General features: G+C 57.2%; 13 protein-coding genes and 4 pseudogenes. 13 read left to right on the forward strand and 4 right to left on the reverse strand.

The window, feature by feature from the left end:
• Positions 1 to 548 precede the first annotated feature (548 nt).
• A complete protein-coding gene (locus P775_RS24870; protein ID WP_180287575.1) occupies positions 549 to 1,802 on the reverse strand; it encodes a sensor histidine kinase in 1,254 nt (417 codons plus the stop codon).
• 430 nt (positions 1,803 to 2,232) lie between these two features.
• Between P775_RS24870 and P775_RS24875 the strand changes: the two are divergent.
• Positions 2,233 to 2,593 (forward strand): annotated as a pseudogene (locus P775_RS24875) (transposase); the annotation flags it as partial.
• 235 nt (positions 2,594 to 2,828) lie between these two features.
• Positions 2,829 to 3,548, forward strand: a pseudogene (locus tag P775_RS24880) (transposase family protein); the annotation flags it as partial.
• Positions 3,549 to 3,642: 94 nt separating this feature from the next.
• On the opposite strand, the gene P775_RS28285 reads toward P775_RS24880, so the two are convergent.
• Positions 3,643 to 4,038, reverse strand: coding sequence for a hypothetical protein (locus P775_RS28285; RefSeq protein WP_099913510.1), 396 nt, complete (start codon positions 4,036 to 4,038; stop codon positions 3,643 to 3,645).
• Between the two features lie 699 nt (positions 4,039 to 4,737).
• On the opposite strand from P775_RS28285, the pseudogene P775_RS29270 reads away from it, so the two are divergent.
• A pseudogene (locus P775_RS29270) lies at positions 4,738 to 4,875 on the forward strand (IS110 family transposase); the annotation flags it as partial.
• A gap of 161 nt (positions 4,876 to 5,036) precedes the next feature.
• Here P775_RS29270 and P775_RS29275 read toward each other — a convergent pair.
• Both P775_RS29275 and P775_RS24890 read right to left on the reverse strand, forming a co-directional pair.
• Positions 5,037 to 5,162, reverse strand: a pseudogene (locus P775_RS29275) (IS110 family transposase); the annotation flags it as partial.
• A 750-nt stretch (positions 5,163 to 5,912) separates the two neighbouring features.
• Entirely contained in the window at positions 5,913 to 6,377 is a 465-nt protein-coding gene (locus tag P775_RS24890) for an Lrp/AsnC family transcriptional regulator (RefSeq protein WP_099913511.1), read from the reverse strand.
• A 108-nt stretch (positions 6,378 to 6,485) separates the two neighbouring features.
• Between P775_RS24890 and P775_RS24895 the strand changes: the two genes are divergently transcribed.
• From P775_RS24895 to P775_RS24940, 10 genes are all read left to right on the forward strand, one after another.
• The gene (locus P775_RS24895; protein WP_099913512.1) at positions 6,486 to 7,946 is read left to right on the forward strand and encodes an aminotransferase class V-fold PLP-dependent enzyme; all 1,461 of its coding nucleotides are present in this window, start codon (positions 6,486 to 6,488) and stop codon (positions 7,944 to 7,946) included.
• Positions 7,943 to 9,274 (forward strand): MFS transporter, encoded by a 1,332-nt coding sequence (locus P775_RS24900; protein WP_099913513.1) that lies wholly within the window; start codon positions 7,943 to 7,945, stop codon positions 9,272 to 9,274. The genes P775_RS24895 and P775_RS24900 overlap by 4 nt, the downstream gene beginning before the upstream one ends.
• A gap of 44 nt (positions 9,275 to 9,318) precedes the next feature.
• On the forward strand, positions 9,319 to 10,791 hold the full coding sequence (locus tag P775_RS24905) for an NAD(P)-binding domain-containing protein (RefSeq protein WP_099913514.1): 1,473 nt from the start codon (positions 9,319 to 9,321) through the stop codon (positions 10,789 to 10,791).
• A complete protein-coding gene (locus tag P775_RS24910; RefSeq protein WP_099913515.1) occupies positions 10,788 to 11,261 on the forward strand; it encodes a hypothetical protein in 474 nt (157 codons plus the stop codon). The genes P775_RS24905 and P775_RS24910 overlap by 4 nt, the downstream gene beginning before the upstream one ends.
• Positions 11,258 to 11,845, forward strand: coding sequence for a peroxidase-related enzyme (locus P775_RS24915; RefSeq protein ID WP_099913516.1), 588 nt, complete (start codon positions 11,258 to 11,260; stop codon positions 11,843 to 11,845). The genes P775_RS24910 and P775_RS24915 overlap by 4 nt, the downstream gene beginning before the upstream one ends.
• On the forward strand, positions 11,842 to 12,948 hold the full coding sequence (locus P775_RS24920) for an NAD/NADP octopine/nopaline dehydrogenase family protein (protein WP_099913517.1): 1,107 nt from the start codon (positions 11,842 to 11,844) through the stop codon (positions 12,946 to 12,948). Before P775_RS24915 ends, P775_RS24920 begins: the two co-directional genes overlap by 4 nt.
• Positions 12,949 to 12,996: 48 nt before the next feature.
• Positions 12,997 to 14,103 carry an ABC transporter substrate-binding protein gene (locus P775_RS24925; RefSeq protein ID WP_099913518.1) on the forward strand — a complete coding sequence of 369 codons (1,107 nt, stop codon included), beginning with the start codon at positions 12,997 to 12,999 and terminating at the stop codon, positions 14,101 to 14,103.
• 76 nt (positions 14,104 to 14,179) lie between these two features.
• Positions 14,180 to 15,166, forward strand: coding sequence for an ABC transporter permease (locus P775_RS24930; protein ID WP_099913519.1), 987 nt, complete (start codon positions 14,180 to 14,182; stop codon positions 15,164 to 15,166).
• Positions 15,163 to 15,954 carry an ABC transporter permease gene (locus P775_RS24935; RefSeq protein ID WP_099913520.1) on the forward strand — a complete coding sequence of 264 codons (792 nt, stop codon included), beginning with the start codon at positions 15,163 to 15,165 and terminating at the stop codon, positions 15,952 to 15,954. Before P775_RS24930 ends, P775_RS24935 begins: the two co-directional genes overlap by 4 nt.
• Positions 15,951 to 17,036, forward strand: coding sequence for an ABC transporter ATP-binding protein (locus tag P775_RS24940; RefSeq protein ID WP_099913521.1), 1,086 nt, complete (start codon positions 15,951 to 15,953; stop codon positions 17,034 to 17,036). The genes P775_RS24935 and P775_RS24940 overlap by 4 nt, the downstream gene beginning before the upstream one ends.
• Positions 17,037 to 17,321: the final 285 nt, after the last annotated feature.

A 17,321-nucleotide genomic window follows, 5' to 3' on the forward strand; every position in this document is an offset into this window, starting at 1 on the left:
ATCGGCAAAACTCAAACCCGGAGTCTCGCTCACGCTGGATAAAAGTTGGGGGCAACGTCATGAGCCGCGAGCTTGATGCACGGTACAATGCCGAGACGGGTATCGTTTTCAGCACTCTCTATCCCGGCTGCGTGGCAGACACGCCCCCATAATGACGCAAAGAACATAACAATTGGGTGGGTCAAGTCTCGGTGACAATGCCGGTTCAATTCTCAGTGACAATCAACAGCACGGAAACAAACACCCAGGCGCCTTGGCGCTGCACAAAAGATTTATCCTGTACCCACATTTTATTCTTTTTTTACCCTTGGAGGGGAAGCGAAAGAATAAGCAGCCCATTATTTTTGCCGTCTCTTTCCAAAATTCAACACCCCAATGACGCACATGCGCACGGCATGACAGGTCCACTTCAGCAATGGCAGGAGGGGGGCGGCATCGCGCTTACTCATGAACCGCTTCAACGCCTACGGCAGCGTCTATATCGTCCGCTTGGGATGACGCGAGTGGGAAAGGGGAAGTCACACCTAACATGTGAGCTTTGCAACAACTCATACTGGGATGAACATCGTCATAGTCGTGCCGGATTGCGATGTCTGGATCTCCAGTCCGCCACCCATGCTATCGGCTAAACCAAAGACCATCGAGAGACCAAGTCCGGTTCCCTTACCTACACCCTTTGTCGTAAAAAAAGGGTCTATGACGAATTTAAGGACATCCTGTGGAATACCACTACCACTGTCGACCACTTTATAGGCAACGTAGCTTCCACTGTCCAGGGATCGACCGCCCGCAACATGCTTGGACATTTTTGTTTCGACGATGTGAACCGAAAGCGAAATGTTTCCGCCGGAAGGTGTTGCATCAACCGCATTGAGCACGAGGTTAAGGAGCGCTGTCTCGATCTGACTGGCATCCACATTGATCATGGGGGCCTCGGTAAGAGGGTGGATAGTGAAGCTGACCTTGGAAGGAATGAGATGATCCGTCAGAATTTTCAAACTATAAAGCGGCGCATTCGCGTTGATCATCGTAAATCTTAGAGGTGATTGACGCGCATACACTAAAATTTGTTTCACAACTTTGGCAGCGCGAAGGCTTGCTTCGTGCGCTGCCGCAACCGCCTGATCTTTTTCGTTATCATCCGCCAGAACTTCATAAAGCTCAAGGTTTCCGGAAATCGCGGTGATGATGTTGTTGAAGTCATGGGCAACACCACCTGCCAATTGCCCAATGGACGCAAGTTTTTGTGCCTGAAAGGCTTGATTGTCTGCGGCATTCTTTGCCATTATTCTTTTTCGCGCCCCCAACATTGACTGGGCCAGAACTCCCAAAAGCGCCAGCCAACTTGCAACGATACCGAACAATGCTAAGGGACTGGAAATTTGAGGCAACACCAATCCAAAAAATGCTAACATTCCAATAAATACAATGATTATATTCCCAAATATTAAAAATGAAGACGTGTCTGCCCTATGAACAAGTTGGACAAGCTGAGCTCCGATCAAACCGGCGCCCACAAGGAATAAATTTCTATCCAATTGACTGAATGTCCATGCCGGAAACCAAATGTAAGCAGTCGTATTCAACAGGACTAATAAATGTGTAACGCGGCATTGAATAACAGAAACTTGGGCGCTTAACTTCTTGGCATATACCCATATGGCGATATAAGATAAAACGTAGAGGATGCTCCAATAGGTAGACATCATAGAATTAGTATAAACCGATATAAGGATGCCTGCGAGAGGCACTCCAAAAACTCGAAGGGCCACATTCAGGAAATGATCATATTCTAGTGCCATAATACGGTCTACCTCGCCTCGGTAACCGTCTTTTGGGCCGGCGAACTGCCTGTACTTCGTTATGTGCATTGACCGACACTTTTTAGGGAGCTTTCGGCTCGGTAATGGAATTTCACTTCAAGTATACATGTTCTCCGAGAATCCCAAAGTGACCTGTAATTTTACGGAGGATCACCTGATCAAGCTCTGCTACCCGAGCGGCGTTTGAGATCAGGTAGAAGAGCTTTGACTCGCAGAATTCAATTCGGGCACACTACGCGACTCTCGGTCGTTCGCCCTGAATATGTCGCAAGTGTCTGAATTTATTTGGCGATCTTGGAAGAACTGTAGCAAGAAATTGCAGGGTTTCGCATACTGGGTCCTGAAACCTTGCAATTTCCGGAGCTGCGATGAAGAGCAGGATGATCTCCTGCGTCCTCGCCTGACCGACATGATCGATCTGCGCCATGAGTTGGCGATGCTGGAAAAGCTGATCGACTGGGAGTTCTTCGAGACGGAATGGGCTGGTTTCTTTCCCTACACAACAGGGCGTCCAGCGACATCGCCCCGCCTGGTCGCGGGGCTGCTGTATCTTCAGCACGCCTATCGCCTCTCCGACGAAGCTGTTGTCGCCCGCTGGGTCGAAAATCCCTACCACCAGCATTTCACCGGCGAGGTTTTCTTTCAGCACCGTCCGCCCATCGATCCTTCCTCGCTGACCCGCCGGCGCAAGCGGATCGGAGAGGAAGGGGCCGATTGGCTGCTCACCAAGACCATCGAGGCCGGGCGCACGTCCGGTGCCCTTGATGACCACAGCGCTCGGTAACCACGGCCAGCACGAGGACGTTGACGTCGGATTTGCCGATCTTCCAGTTAGAGCACTTTGCATTTGATTTGAATCGCAAGACGCTGCCTCTCCCTTCGGTCGAACGCGCCTTGCGATGTAACTGCGTCAGATACAATACAAAGCGCTGTAGTTCGGTCGAGACCGCGTTTGAAGGTGACCAGGTCAGGTGCAAACGTCTCGATTGCAAGAGCCGTTACAGGACCCACGCCCGGCTCTACGAGAAGGCACGGGTGAAACTGGTCGCGCTGGCGAAAGACCTCGGCCTCGACCTGCGCCAGACCTATGCGCGCAAGGCACCGCGGCTGGCGATGCAGATCGGCAGGTATGCGCACGCGCGCCAATACAAGCGGATGCGCAAGGCATTGAGAACGCTGCGCGGATATGAGGGCCGTGCCATGCGCGACATTCGTCAGCGGCTGGACGACATCCCAGCGGGTACAATGCGCGACAACGTGGCCGAGATGCTGGCGCGGGTTTCAAAGCTTCTGCACCAGGCCCCGAAGGGAAGGGGCAAGATCTACGCCCTGCATGAGCCTGACGTCGACTGAATCTCCAAAGGTAAGGCGCGGGTGCGCTACGAGTTCGGCTGCAAGGTCAGCCTCGCCACCACTATCGATGAAGGGCTCGTCGTTGGCATGCGCGCCATGCCAGGTAATCCGTACGACGGTCACACCCTGGCCGAGGCCCTGGAACAGGTCGAGACGCTCACGGACCGCCGCCCGGACCTCGCCGTCGTCGATCGTGGCTAGCGCGGACACGGCGTCGCAAAGACCCGAGTTCTGATATCCGGCATGCGCCGCGGGCTGACGGATGGGCTGAAAGCGTAGCTCCGACGGCGCAGCGCGATCGAGCCGGAAATTGGCCACATGAAGACCGATGGGCACCTCGCGCTCCGCCCGCTCAAAGGGACCAATGGTGATCAACGCCTTCACGAACCGATCAATAGCAGTGCAAATCGCCGCGTAGGCGTTGTTCAATGTCGACTAACTCGTCTTTACGTGCAAGAGCCACCGCTCACGCCCTCAGTGCAAAACGCGATCTCTTTGTGTGCGATAAGGCCTTTTTATCTGAGAACCTGGCTCGGATCAGCGCCCGATGGATCAAAGAGAGCAGCACCGACACGCCATATGTCTCTTGCAGCGCCCCAGCCAGCTCCGCTACGGTGTTGTCGGGCTTCGGCCTGACGATCTTTACCAGGAACGCACTGTGCGCTTTGAGCTTGCCCGAAGTCCCGGGCGCGCGGCCCTGGCACTTTGGCGTAACGACGCCCCTACAGCGAGACTCGGCCGCAAGCCTGACAGCCGTGCTGGCACTGACGCCGAACACCCGCGCCGCTGCGCGTCGCGACTGACCGGCGGCGAGGTAGCCCGAGATCCGCTCGTGAAGATCGATTGAGTACGATTTGCCCATCCAACACCTCCTGTTGGAAGTGAATCAGACAAATGATCAAATGGGAATCCCACGCGATTCAGATTAAAATCAAACCGCTTTAATCCATTTTTAATACAATTGCAGTTTTATGAAGACGTTCGTTCCTAAATTGCGTAAAGTATTCATATATACATGTACATTGGCGATCTGATTACCGTGCAGCGCCTCGTCGCCAGACGCAGCATTTCAGATAGCAAAATAGCGACCTGCGTTGCCCTACCCTGCAGGGTTCCCCGTGGCACCGCAGAAATGAGACCAAACCGACCCTACTCGGGGTGGCAATGCCTGTGCAGAGATGGGATGTGCAGTTTAACTTTGCGCTTCAATTCGCACAAAACTCTCCGGCTCCTCAGGCCAATGTGGCTCTTGCCCTCGCTATTAGGCTTGCTGCGGTTACGCCCCACAGCCTCTAGAACTCACCGCCCCGGCGTCGGCCAGATGCGGAAGACGTAAGAATGGAAACCTTGAGACATCTTAACGCCATGCGTTACATTGTGTGGGAAGACTGATGGCCTGGGGCTGGATTTTCATCGCCGCCGCCATCCTCTATGCCCTCCTGCTCGGCTGGCTTGTGTTGTAGTTGCTATGAAGGTGAAAGGGCCATTTATGACGTGATCGCCCCCCGACGGCATCAATTTGCCAAGGTGGGCCTGGAATGATCCACAAAGGATGACAGTCATGCCGGAGATTCTCACTGTGGGGCTCCCTCTGGTAAAGGATGTGTTTCAGGTTCATGGAGCTGACGGCGCAACTCGAGGGGTCTTGCGTATGAAACTGCGGCGAGGGCAGTTGCTTGAGTTAGTCGGCCAGTTACCATGAGATGTGACTTGTCTTATGCTGAATTCGGCTCGCGCGGCATGAAGGAGCCGTTGCCCGCCACACCATTTATGGCTGAATCGCAAGTGGCTGGGTCGTGATGGACCATTCGAGAGTTTGATCAGCCGCCGTGTTCCCCAAGGGCCTGAACAGTGAGCCATCCAAAAATCAAGGTCCTCATCCCGTCTAACTTTCTTGCGAAGGACCGCTCTGCCGGAGTCATCTGTACCGTGGGCTTGGAATCCTTCCTTCGCAAGGTCACGCCCGACCGTGATAATCTGCGACATGACAGCCCTCCGTTGTGGATCATCGCAGGCCAACCTTGACACATTTATGCCGTCAGGGGGCGGTCACATAATCAACGTCGTCTGCATCCTGTCTCCAGAAGGGAACTTTCGACTTACGAGGGTAAAGCATAAAGGCAACCGGCTTGGGGAAATGCTAATGAATGAGCTGATGCATGACATCGAGTGGCAACTTGATGATCACGCGCGCAGCTGCGCGTGGAGAATGCCCGGCAGAAATATACCCACATATTCGTTCGCGAAGATCCATTGAGAAAGGTCTGCCCATTCTTCACCTCCTGCCGGAAGTGAAGCAGATAACTTACCAAATGGGAATCCCAGACGATTCAGGTCAAAGGCAAAATTCTTCAACGATTTTTTGGACGACCCTCGCGGAGTGTCGTCCAATTCTGGACACGTCGAACTTCGGGACCTCAAGCCCCAGCCCCAGAAAGGCGGGCCGTTCGAATTGCACTGAGTAGGGGAGGCACAGTGCTCGCGCAATAGTCATGCCGCCGTCTCTGACGCACTGTGGGCTGTGTGTCACAGCATGAGTGGAGTCCCTCCAGAAGGAGGGTTGGTTCGTGAGGCAGGGCATGCTTTTTAGAGGACATAACTCCGACAGCTGGGCCATTTTGATCAACTGTCATTTAAGAGTGCAGCCACGTTCCGTGGACGTTGGGGCTTTTCAGTAAGTGGGTCTGGCAGTCACCGTTGCCCGCTTCTCTTTGCGCGGCCAATCGCTGAATGCCATCAGGTCAGCCGGATCGGCCGCTGTTCGGCGATTGCTTCCATTCCGAAATACGAGGTGACCGTCTCAAGCTCGATATCTTCGATCAGCCGTTTGTAGACATCGTCATAGCTGTTCATGTCCCTTGTCACGATCTTGAGCAGATAATCGTAGTCGCCGCCAATGCGGAAAAAATCGATCACTTCCGGGAGAGTCGAAACATGCTGGCGAAACTGCTTTAGCCAGCTAGCCGAGTGATGGCGCGTCTTGATCATCACAAAAACCACCAGCCCAAAGCCGAGTTGCTTGCGATCCAGAACCACGGTGCGGTTGCGCAGGATGCCCGCTGCTTCCAGTGCCTTCAGGCGCCGCCAGCAGGCATTCTGTGACAGGCCGACCCTGTCACTGAGGGCGCGCTGCGATTGCGCAGAGTCGCGCTGAAGCTCTTCTAGAATTCGTAAATCTATATGATCTAATTTTTCATTCATTTTGCGATCATATGATCGAATATTAATTCTATCAAGGCAAAATCAGGTGAACATTATCCAGTTTCACGTGTCAATCTTGCATCAATTGCCAAAAGTGACGGAGCTGGGATGTCCCCCCTCAACGAATTCAAGAAAACCCTTGCTGCGCCTGACCTTCTGGATCGTATCCGAAACGGTCTGATCGGCGATGATATGGAGATCGAAGGCCCATTCGGCGCCCAGACCCTCGTCTATGCCGATTACGTTGCCTCGGGGCGCGCCTTGGTGCAGGTCGAGGATTTCATCCGTCAAAAGGTGCTGCCTTTTTACGCCAACAGCCACACGCAGGCCTCCTTTTGTGGCGCCTATACAACGCGTCTGCGCGAGGCGGCACGGGCGGAGGTGGCGCGGATTACCGGTGCGGGGCAAGGAACCAGCGTGGTCTTTACCGGATCCGGATCGACCGCTGGAATCAACCGCATCGTCGGGTTGCTGGATATTGCCGCAATGGCTGCTCGGGGCGGGCGCGCTGTCGTGCTGGTCGGCCCCTATGAACATCACTCGAACCTTCTGCCGTGGCGGGAAAGCGGGGCGCGGGTCGTCGAGATCCCGGAAGCTGGGCAAGGCGGGCCCGATTTGGTCGCGTTGGAGGAGGCGCTGAGGGCGGCGCAAGGCGCAGATCTGATAGTTGGTTCGTTTTCGGCAGCTTCGAACGTGACGGGGATCACGACAGATGTGGATGCGGTGACGCGCCTGCTCAAGCAGAACGGCGCGCTGGCAATCTGGGATTATGGGTGCGGTGCGCCCTATATGACCATGAGAATGGGCGGAGGCACTGATGCGGCCAAAGATGCGATCGTGTTCTCACCACACAAGTTTCCCGGTGGGCCCGGTGCCTCTGGCGTTATGATCCTGCGGGACGCCATTGCCTGCCGCACGACACCGACTCTGCCCGGCGGGGGCACTGTCAGTTTCGTATCGCCTTGGGGGCATAGCTATTCGTCAAAGCTAAGTGATCGCGAAGAGGGCGGCACGCCGAATGTGGTTGGTGACATTCGCGTCGCACTTGCTCTGCTTGTGAAAGAGGCGCTGGGGCAGGACTTTCTGAGCCAGCGGCAGGCCATGCTGCGCGCCCGTGCGCTGGCGGTCTGGTCGCAGAACCCACGGATCGAACTGCTGGGCAACACCGACGCAGAGTCCCTGCCGATCTTTTCCTTCCGGGTGCGCGACGGTGCAGGTGGCCATGTCCACCATCAGTTCTTTACCCGTCTGCTCAGCGATGTGCATGGCGTGCAGGCGCGGGGCGGCTGTGCATGCGCCGGTTCTTATGCGCACAGATTGCTGGGGCTGGACGCGACGCGATCGGCGCAGATGCAAAATGCGATCGCCTGCGGCGAAGAGCTGGAAAAACCGGGTTGGGTCCGGCTCAATCTGTCGGCGCTTATGAGTGACGAGAAGGCAGATGTCGTCATTTGTGCTGTGGACAATCTCGCCCGCGCGGCTGAAAAGTATCAAAGCCACTATCGGGCCGATCCTGCGACCGCCCGGTTCATCCCTGAAAGCACCCCCGCAGAAAGTCTTGCCTCTTGAACAGTCCGCTGTCAGACCCCACCTTTCGCCGCTTGTTCGCGGCACAGATCTGTTCGCTGGTCGGGGTAGGATTGCTGACTGTCGCCCTGTCTTTGATGGCCTACCGAATTGGCGGTGCGGCTGCCGGCGGTCAGGTTCTGGGACTGTTGCTGGCGCTCAAGATGGTGGCATACGTGCTGCTAGCGCCACTGGCCGAGACGCTGCTGTCACGGGTTTCGCGCAAACGGGCCATGGTGGGGCTGGATTTCGGGCGCATGATGCTGCTTCTGCCCATGGGGCTTGTCACCTCAACCTGGCAGTTGGCGGTACTGGCCTTTGCCTTTTTTGTACTGGCCGCCGGGTTCACGCCGTTGTTCCAATCCGTGATTCCGGATGTGCTCCCAGAGGAAGAAAGCTATACCCGGGCGCTGGCCTGGTCTCGTATCGCTTATACGCTCGAATCCGTTCTGAGCCCGGTGATCGCGGCAACATTGCTGAACGTGGTGCCGGGTGAGACGCTGTTTTATGCATCGGCGTTGGCCTTTCTGGGGTCGGTCGTTGCGCTGCTTTCCACGCGGTTTCCGTCCCGTGGTGAGGCCGAAGGCAAAGGACCATTTCTGAAGCGCGCGTTGCGGGGGCTTTGGATCTATGGGCGCACGCCACGGCTGCGCGGTCTGTTTCTGCTGAATTTCTCTCTGTCGCTGGCCATGGCCTGGGTTCTGGTGAACTCGGTGGTCTATGCTGGTGCACGTCTGGGAGATGCCGAATATTTCTATCCGAGGTTGATGGTCTGCTATGGGCTGGGCGCGGCGCTGGGTGCGATCTGTGCGGCACGGTTTTTGCGCAAGGTGAACGAACGCAGTGTCATGCTTTTGGGCGCCTTTGGATTTGCGGCCATCGGTGTCGGCTTCTCGGTCCTGCCATCGCTGCCCTTTGCCGGGCTTGCGCCGGTGTGGGTTGCTTTCGGCGCTGCATCGTCGCTGGTGCTGACGCCGGGCGGTTTGATCATCACGCGCTCTGCGACACGGGGCAACCGTGCTGCGGTCTTTGCGGCCCAATTTTCGCTGAGCCATGCGGGTTGGCTGATTGCCTATCCGCTTGCGGGCTGGCTTGCGGCGCAGCTTTCTCTGGAGTGGGCGTTGCTCATTCTGTCACTCACATGTGCCGTTGTTGCTGCGGCTGCGATGGTCGTCTGGCCAGCGCATGACCCGCTGGAGCGCACGCACAGCCATCCCGAACTTGCCGAGGATCACCCGCATCTGAACGCCGTTCCGGCCCAAGGGTCGCTGCATTCGCATCTGCATGACTTCAGAATAGACGAGCTGCATCCAGTCTGGGCCAAAGGCTAGGACCGGTGCTGAACCAAATCTCCAATTTTCCGTAGGATGACCGTATGAAAACGATGGATCCCTCTCCCATAGACGGCCGAGGTCTGCCTGAGCTTGAGGCGCGCCTCAGGGAAGAGCTTGAGTTTCTGTGCTATCCCGGCAAGGGTTGGGTCCCCCAGCGCGAAGGTGTGAGTGACGTTGTCATCATCGGTGGCGGAATGTGCGGTATGGTCGCTTGGCTTGCCCTGAACACGGCGGGTATTCGCAATGTGCGCGTTCTGGACCGCTCTGCCGAAGGGCGTGAAGGGCCATGGCTGAACTATGCCCGGATGGAAACCCTGCGCTCGCCCAAGGTGTTGACGGGGCCGGCGCTCGGGCATGGGATGCTGACCTTTCAGGCCTGGTATCGCGCGCAGTTCGGAACAGAGGCCTGGGACGCGCTGGACAAGATCCCGCGCCCGATGTGGATGGAGTACCTGGCTTGGTACCGCAAATCGCTGGATGTCCCGGTCGAAAACGGCATCTCGGTCGATCATGTGGAGCCCGACGGCGATCTGCTGCGACTGACGGTGTCGGGGTCCGAAACGGGTACGATCCTGACCCGCAAGCTGGTCTTTGCCACCGGGCGAGACGGCACCGGGGGGCCGAACATTCCGGCCTTTATCAAGGATCTGCCCCGTCATCTGTGGGCGCATAGCGCTGATGACATCGATTTTGACAGCCTCAATGGCAAACGGGTGGCCGTCATCGGCGTCGGCGCGTCTGCTGTGGACAATGCCGCCGAAGCGCTGGAACATGGTGCCGCCGAAGTGCGCCATCTGATCCGGCGCAAGGACATGCCGCGGATCAACAAGATGATGGGCATCGGCAGCTTTGGCTTTACGGCCGGCTATGCCAGTTTGCCGGACGAATGGCGCTGGCGCTTCATGCGCTACAGCTTTGCGACCCAAACACCGCCCCCACATGGATCTACAAAGCGCGTCAGCCGTCATCCCAACGCCTATTTTCACTTTGGCAAGGCGACGACACGCATTGAACCGCAGGGGAAGGGTGCGGTTGTCCACTTTGCCGATGGCACCTCGTATGAGGCGGATTTCGTGATCCTTGGCACCGGGTTCGTCATTGATCCGATGGCGCGGGTCGAATTTGGTGAGACGGCGGGCGAGATCTTGTTGTGGCAGGATGTCTACGAGGCGCCCGAGGATGAAAAATCCGTCGATCTGGGGAAATTCCCCTATCTGAACCCTGACTTTACCTTTCGCGAGAAAGAGGCCGGCACGGCGCCGTGGCTGAACCGCGTCTATTGCTTCAACTACGGCGCGGCGGCGAGTCTGGGAAAGGTCAGCGGCGACATCCCCGGAATCAGCGAAGGCGCGGCATGGTTGTCACGTTCGCTTGCCGCGCAGCTTTTTGGCGAGGATGTGCAGGCGCATTGGCAGGCAATGCTCGATTATGACACACCAGAGCTGATCGGTGATGAATGGGAGCCCTCAGATCTTGAGGGCAGCGCGCAATCTGTGAAAGGTCGGGTCGCATGAATATTTTTGAAACCACAGCTGTGAAAATGTCCGGCGTGACACAAGACGGCGAAATCGGCAGCGCCGTTGCAACCCGGGCGAATATCATCGAGCTGACCCAAGCGGCAGAAGATGCGGTGCTGCGTCCGCGGGATTTCGGGGCGTTCGACCATGTCTTGCGCGCGGCGCTTGCGGCCCGCGTGGCACTGCTGGCCGGTGATGAGGCATTGGAAAGCTACTATCTGACGGGTGCCGGAGATCGTGCCGTTCTGGATCAGACCGGCGCGGATCAGTGGCTTGAGGTCATTCTTTCCTTTGTTGACAAGGTCGCCAACGAGACCCGCGATGTTGCCGCCGAGGATATCCTCGCGCTTCAAGGTGCCGGGATTTCGGATGCTGATATTGTCCGGCTGTGCGAACTGGTTGCCTTTCTGGCTTATCAGATCCGCGTGATTGCCGGGCTTCGCCTGATGAAAGGAGCAGCCGCATGAGCCGTATTGTCCACAAATTTACCCGTACCGTGCCGCACTGGCAGCCGCGTGTCACACCCGTCAAGCTGGACGAGGCAACACCTGAGCAGCTTGACGCTCTGAAGATCACGCCGTCGAACACCAAGGTTTCCGACTATGTGCTGACGCTGGCGCACGATGTCGAAAGTCTGACCGTTCGGTCACCACTGTTCAACGCGATCATGTATGATGCCGGTGGGATGTCCCGGTCGGAAAGAGAGCTGGGCGCACTGGGCGCGTCGATGGTCAATCGTTGCATTTATTGCGCTGCCGTCCACGCCGACCGGCATGCCAAGCTAGAAAAAGACACCGGAGTCACCGATGAACTTTTCGCCAAAGGTGAAAATGCCGATCTCTCGGTGCGAAATCGCGCAATCTTTGATTTTGCCCGCAAGGCTGCAGAAGCACCGCCTGCGGCGGGGCAGGCGGAGATGGACGCGCTGCGTGACGCTGGACTTTCCGATGAGGAAATTCTCGATCTGATCCTGTCCTCGGCGTTGTTCGGCTGGGCCAACCGGCTGATGCATGTGCTTGGCGATCCGGTGCGTCAGGAGGCAACGGCATGAGCGAAGCAATCCGTATCGGAATCGCAGGGGCCGGTGGCATCGCTTTTGGGTCTGCAGCACTGCTCCACCAGCACGGCCATGATCCGATGCTTTGGTCTCCCTCTGGGGCCGGGACAGAGGCGCTTAAAGCCGCGCCGCTCAAAGCTCAGGGTGTAATCGAGGCAGAGTTCAGCCCGCGCGTTGCGGCCAGTGCAAAGCAGCTGGTTGAGGAAAACGACGTACTGATGATCGCGCTGCCTGCCTATGGGCACAAGGCAGTTATGGATGCGCTTGCGCCCCATATCCGCGAGGGGCAGCAGGTCATCATTTCATCCCACGCCTCGCTTGGTGCAGTGTATCTGATGCAGGCGCTGGCGGCGCGGAATGTCCATGTGCCGATCACGGCCTGGGGCACCACGGTTGTGACCGGTCGGCGGCAGGACGGGCCCGTTGTGCAGGTCAACACAGTTCGCACGCTTGTGGACCTCTGTACCGTGCCTGAAACCCGTGCAGATTGCGCCATGGCCGTGTGTCAGCGGCTGTTCGGGGACCGGTTCCGGTCGCGTGACGGGCTGCTCGCCATATCCCTTTCGAACCTGAACCCGCAGAACCATCTGGGCATCGCCTTGTGCAATATCACCCGCATGGAACAGGGCGAGGTCTGGAGCCAAGGGCGCAACGTAACACCCAAGGTGGGCAGACTGCTTGAACAGCTCGACCTTGAACGGCTCGCCATCGCCGAAACGCTCGGGTTGAGTGTGAGGACCATCTTCGAGCATTTTCATCTGAGCTTTCACGTGCCTATCGCGTCGATCTCGGAGATGAACCAGCAGATGCATGCACAAGGCAATGGCGGCACAGGACCCGCAACTGCGGACAGCCGATATGTGACCGAGGACGTGCCCTATGGCTTGCAACTGACCGCTGTTCTGGGGCGATTGGCAGGCAAGCCTGCGACCCTGCACGAGGCCGGCATTGCCCTTTTTTCGGCAATGTATGGTGTTGATTTTGCTTCTGAAAATACCTTGCTGAATGCGCTGAAGCTGGATTGCTTCAGCCTTGATGATCTGCGGCAAGCCGCCCGTACCGGTATGCTGCAGACCACGCCCGATATGGTGTCGTGAACGATAAAAGATACGGAAAAAAACGAAGCCAACATGGAGAAGTCACCAATGACGAAACTCATCTTTAATCGCCGTCGTTTTCTGGGCACAGCCGCGATGACCGGTGCTGCCCTTGCCAGCCCCGCCTACCTGCGCCGCGCGAACGCCGCGGGTGGCGAGGTCAACATCTGGACCTACAACGACTTCGTTCCCGAAGCTTTCAAAGAGCAATTCGAGGCTGATACAGGCATCAAGGTCAACATTCGTCTTGTGGATGATCAGGGCAAGCAGTTTAACCTGCTGGCGGCAGAGGCCCCCAATCCGTCGGTCGATATCATGACCGTCGCCGGTCACCGGTTTTTGCAGTTCATCGAAAGCGACCTGCTTGCGCCGCTCGACACGGACCGTCTGAGCAACTGGGGCAAGATCAACCCGACCTTTTCGGAAAGCGACTGGTCAACCATTAATGACAATAAGTGGGGCATGCCGATCCTTTCGGGGATGGAGGTGCTGTCGTACAATACTGAATTGGTGAGCGCTGAAGAGGCCCAGAGCTGGGACACGCTTTTTTCCGAGCAATACAAGGGCCAGACCGCCTATGTGATTCAGGACATGATTTCGATCATCATGCTGAAGATGGGTTATGATGGCAACATGGTCGCCTATCTGGATGATCCCGAAAAAGCTGCAGCCATCGTCGAGGAGGCTAAGCAGTTCCTGATCGAGAAGAAGCCGCTCGTGCGAAAATACTACGACGGCGGCGCCGAGCTTCAGCAGATGTTCGTCAACCAAGACATTGCCATGGCTCAAAGCTGGAATGGTCCGGCGGCAGCGCTGATCACGGACGGCTTTCCATTGGCGATGACGATCCCCAAAGAAGGTTCTTATGGCTTTGTCTACACCTTCAACATCGCCAATAACGCGCCCAATGCAGACAACGCCTATACTTTCATGGATGCCATCCTTGCCTCGCCGGAAATCGGTGCTGCGATGACAAAGGCATCGGGCTTTATCTCGACCTACAAGGACGCGTCCAACTACCTGAACGATGTCGATAAGAAGGCGACTTCGTTCTCTGATGAAGAACTGGCCAACCTGCAGTTCTTCCGCGCTGAGGCGAACGAGATGAAATACGGTCTCGTCGATCCCGCCGTCGAAGCGATCAAGGCCGCCTGAGCGCTGCAATGAACCGGGCCTGTCCCGCCCTTTTCGGCGGGCGGGCTTCCCGATCTTCCTCGAGAGGACTCCCTACATGAGTAATGACGCAGCAGCACGCGCGCACAGCGGTGCCGTCGCGCCGGGCACCGGCGAGCGCACGTTCTGGGGTCGGCTGACAAGCTGGCCGCTTTATCAGATTCTGATGGCTTTCCTGACGGCTTCGCCACGGCGCCAGTTCTTGATCCTGGCGGCCTTCCCGTTGATCTGGGTGCTGACGCAGCATCTTGGCCCGATGCTGCAGATGTTGCGGGTCAGCCTGACCGATGCGTATCCAGTTGCACCCGGTGTCGAGCAGCATTTCACGCTCGACAACTATATGCGCTTCTTTGGTGATCCGATCTTTTGGCAACCGTTTTTCAGGACGCTGACCTTTGCCGGCGTGTTCACATTCTGCACGCTTATCCTGACCTATCCGGTGGCCTACTTTCTGGCCCGTCACGTCAGCCGCAAGAATCAGATGCTGTATCTGCTGCTGCTGCTCATCCCCTTCTGGGTTGGTGAAATCGTGCGCACCTATGCCATCATGATCCTGCTCGGCAATACCGGTGCGGTGAACATGATGCTGAAGTGGCTCGGCCTGATCGAAAAGCCCATTCCATTCATGTACACCAGCTTTTCAATGGGCGTCGGTATTGTCTATCTGACCGCGCTTTACATGCTGCTGCCTTTGTATTCCGCGCTGGAAAAGCTTTCCAAGAGCTTCAATGAAGCCGCAGCTGATCTTGGGGCAGGGGCCTGGACCCGGTTCCGGCGGGTGACGCTGCCGCTGACGATTGAGGGGATTTCCTCGGGTTGCACGCTGGTCTTTCTGATCTCGACGGGCTTCTATGCAACACCAGTTCTGCTGGGCGGGCCCTCTACAACGGTCTTTGCCGAAACCATTGCCGGGTTCTTTCACGTGGCCGGTGATCAATGGCCCACGGGCGCGGCGTTTGCGACGATCATGTTCCTGACGGCGTTGATCCTGACCAGCGTGTTCCAGAAACTGATGAATGCCCTGCGCAAGGGAGACAGCAAATGAACCGTCGCAACCGCATTGTGCTGTCCTGTGTCTACTGGGCCTTCGTCCTTTACGTCTTTGTCCCGCTGATCCTGATGATCCTCATGGGATTCAAGGATAGCAAATTCATCGGCTTTCCGATCCGGTCCTGGACGCTGGACTGGTATACCGGCGTCTTCGAGGATGCTGAGGTCCTTGCTACCCTAGGCTATTCCACTGCAATTGCGGTCCTTTCGACGATTGTCGCCGTGGCCGTCGGCACCTGGATCGCGGTGCTTCTGGAGGGACGCAAGTTCATTGGCCGGACGGCGATCTTTGGGCTGACCGTCCTTCCCGCACTGGTGCCGGGCATCATCTCGGCGATTGCCTTCCGCATCTATGCCCGCTGGCTGGGGATCGAACCGGGCATGGGGGCGATCATCTGGGCCCACGCGGTTCACAACGTCCCGTTCGTGGCCCTGGTAGTCATGGCACGGCTTTCAACCCTGCCGAAAAGTCAGATCGAGGCAGCCCGCGATCTGGGTGCGGATCCGATCGTCGCCTTTCTGCGGATCACTCTGCCGTATCTGATGCCTGCAATTCTCGGCTCCAGCATCTTCTGCCTTCTGCTCAGCTTTGACGATTTTGTCCGCTCCTTCTTTCTGGGCGGCTACGATCCGACCTTGCCGGTGCTGATCTTCGCCAAGCTGAAATCGGGCATGTCGCCCGAGATCAACGCAATTGCCACCATAGCGCTTGTTGTCACTGCCGCCATCGGCATCTGGGCCGAGCGTTTCACCCGCCGCTTGAACAAGGATACTCAGGCATGAATGACGATACCCCGCTTGTCCGTCTCAAAGGCGTTACCAAGAAATTCGGAGATATGACCGCGCTGGACAACCTTACGCTGGACATTGCGCGTGGCGAGTTTGTGACCTTCCTCGGCCCGTCGGGCTGCGGCAAATCCACCACGCTGCGCATTCTTGGCGGGTTTGAGCGCCCGACATCCGGCAGCGTGATCCTGAATGGCGAGGATGTCACGCTGCAGCCACCGGAAAAACGTCAGGTGAACATGGTGTTTCAGGATTACGCTCTGTTCCCACACATGACGGTGCGCCAGAATATCTCGTTCGGATTGGAGCTGAAGGGCATGGACAAAAAATCCATCCGCCAGCGTCAGGATGAGATCATGTCCTTCCTCGAACTCGACACTTACGGCGACCGCTATCCTGCCCAGTTGTCGGGCGGGCAACGCCAGCGGGTGGCGCTGGCGCGCGCGCTGGCGCCAGATCCCGCGCTGCTTTTGCTTGACGAGCCGTTGGGCGCACTGGATGCCAAGCTGCGCGGCCAAGTCCAGCAAGAGCTGAAGTCGATCCAGCGGCGCACCAACAAGACGTTCTTTTTCGTGACTCACGATCAGGAAGAGGCCCTGACCATGTCCGACCGCGTAGTCGTCATGAACAAGGGGCGGGTCGAGCAGGACGGCACCCCGGAAGAGCTGTACTTTCACCCCGCGAGCCGGTTTGTGGCCGAATTCATTGGCGAAACCAACCTTCTGTCCGGCAAGATGCGCGGCCTAGAGGGCGATGCCGTTGTCATGGATTGGTTCGGCCAGACCCTGCGTGGCCATGCACCGGGCGGTGCCCCGCGCACGGGTGACGACATCACCGCCTCGTTGCGGCTCGAAAAGCTCAGGTTTCACAAGGCGCGCCCCGATAGCTGTAATGCCGTCCAAGGGCGAGTCGTGGGCAAGACCTTCCTCGGAAGCCGCATGGCAGTAGATCTGATGATCGACGAAGCTGCAGGCGCGTCGCTGCGCGCCTTCGTTGATGCTGAAACCGGTCAGTCCTTTGGTGCTGATCCCGTCTGGGTCGGTTGGAGTAGTGATGCAATGGCTGTCTTGCGCGACTGAGCAGGTATGGGTGTTGCTTGCTGCTGTCAGTTTATTGATGTGAGTGATATGCATGCTTAAGGTCATCTGGGCTGTATTGTCATGTCAACTTGAGCCAACCAAAAAATGCCGACCAAAGTCTGCCTCAAGCTACTTTCGCCGCAGCTTGCTGCGGATCTAAGGCTTGTAGTCGATGTGAACGGGAGGTGAGGGCGGCGGGATGGAACAGGGAAGTGAATATGTGGTGTGGATTGCATTGACCTGACGTCTTGCAATCCATGCGACAAACGGATGCTTGCAGCACTC

Source organism: Puniceibacterium antarcticum, assembly GCF_002760615.1.
In the GTDB taxonomy this organism is placed as follows: Bacteria; Pseudomonadota; Alphaproteobacteria; order Rhodobacterales; family Rhodobacteraceae; genus Puniceibacterium; species Puniceibacterium antarcticum.

Excerpts from the sequence above, each read along its gene's own strand:
- P775_RS24870 (WP_180287575.1), bottom strand. The coding sequence starts at position 1,802 with ATGGCACTAGAATATGATCATTTCCTGAATGTGGCCCTTCGAGTTTTT.
- P775_RS28285 (WP_099913510.1), bottom strand. The coding sequence starts at position 4,038 with ATGGGCAAATCGTACTCAATCGATCTTCACGAGCGGATCTCGGGCTAC.
- P775_RS24890 (WP_099913511.1), bottom strand. The coding sequence starts at position 6,377 with ATGAATGAAAAATTAGATCATATAGATTTACGAATTCTAGAAGAGCTT.
- P775_RS24895 (WP_099913512.1), top strand. The coding sequence starts at position 6,486 with ATGTCCCCCCTCAACGAATTCAAGAAAACCCTTGCTGCGCCTGACCTT.
- P775_RS24905 (WP_099913514.1), top strand. The coding sequence starts at position 9,319 with ATGAAAACGATGGATCCCTCTCCCATAGACGGCCGAGGTCTGCCTGAG.
- P775_RS24910 (WP_099913515.1), top strand. The coding sequence starts at position 10,788 with ATGAATATTTTTGAAACCACAGCTGTGAAAATGTCCGGCGTGACACAA.
- P775_RS24915 (WP_099913516.1), top strand. The coding sequence starts at position 11,258 with ATGAGCCGTATTGTCCACAAATTTACCCGTACCGTGCCGCACTGGCAG.
- P775_RS24920 (WP_099913517.1), top strand. The coding sequence starts at position 11,842 with ATGAGCGAAGCAATCCGTATCGGAATCGCAGGGGCCGGTGGCATCGCT.
- P775_RS24925 (WP_099913518.1), top strand. The coding sequence starts at position 12,997 with ATGACGAAACTCATCTTTAATCGCCGTCGTTTTCTGGGCACAGCCGCG.
- P775_RS24930 (WP_099913519.1), top strand. The coding sequence starts at position 14,180 with ATGAGTAATGACGCAGCAGCACGCGCGCACAGCGGTGCCGTCGCGCCG.
- P775_RS24935 (WP_099913520.1), top strand. The coding sequence starts at position 15,163 with ATGAACCGTCGCAACCGCATTGTGCTGTCCTGTGTCTACTGGGCCTTC.
- P775_RS24940 (WP_099913521.1), top strand. The coding sequence starts at position 15,951 with ATGAATGACGATACCCCGCTTGTCCGTCTCAAAGGCGTTACCAAGAAA.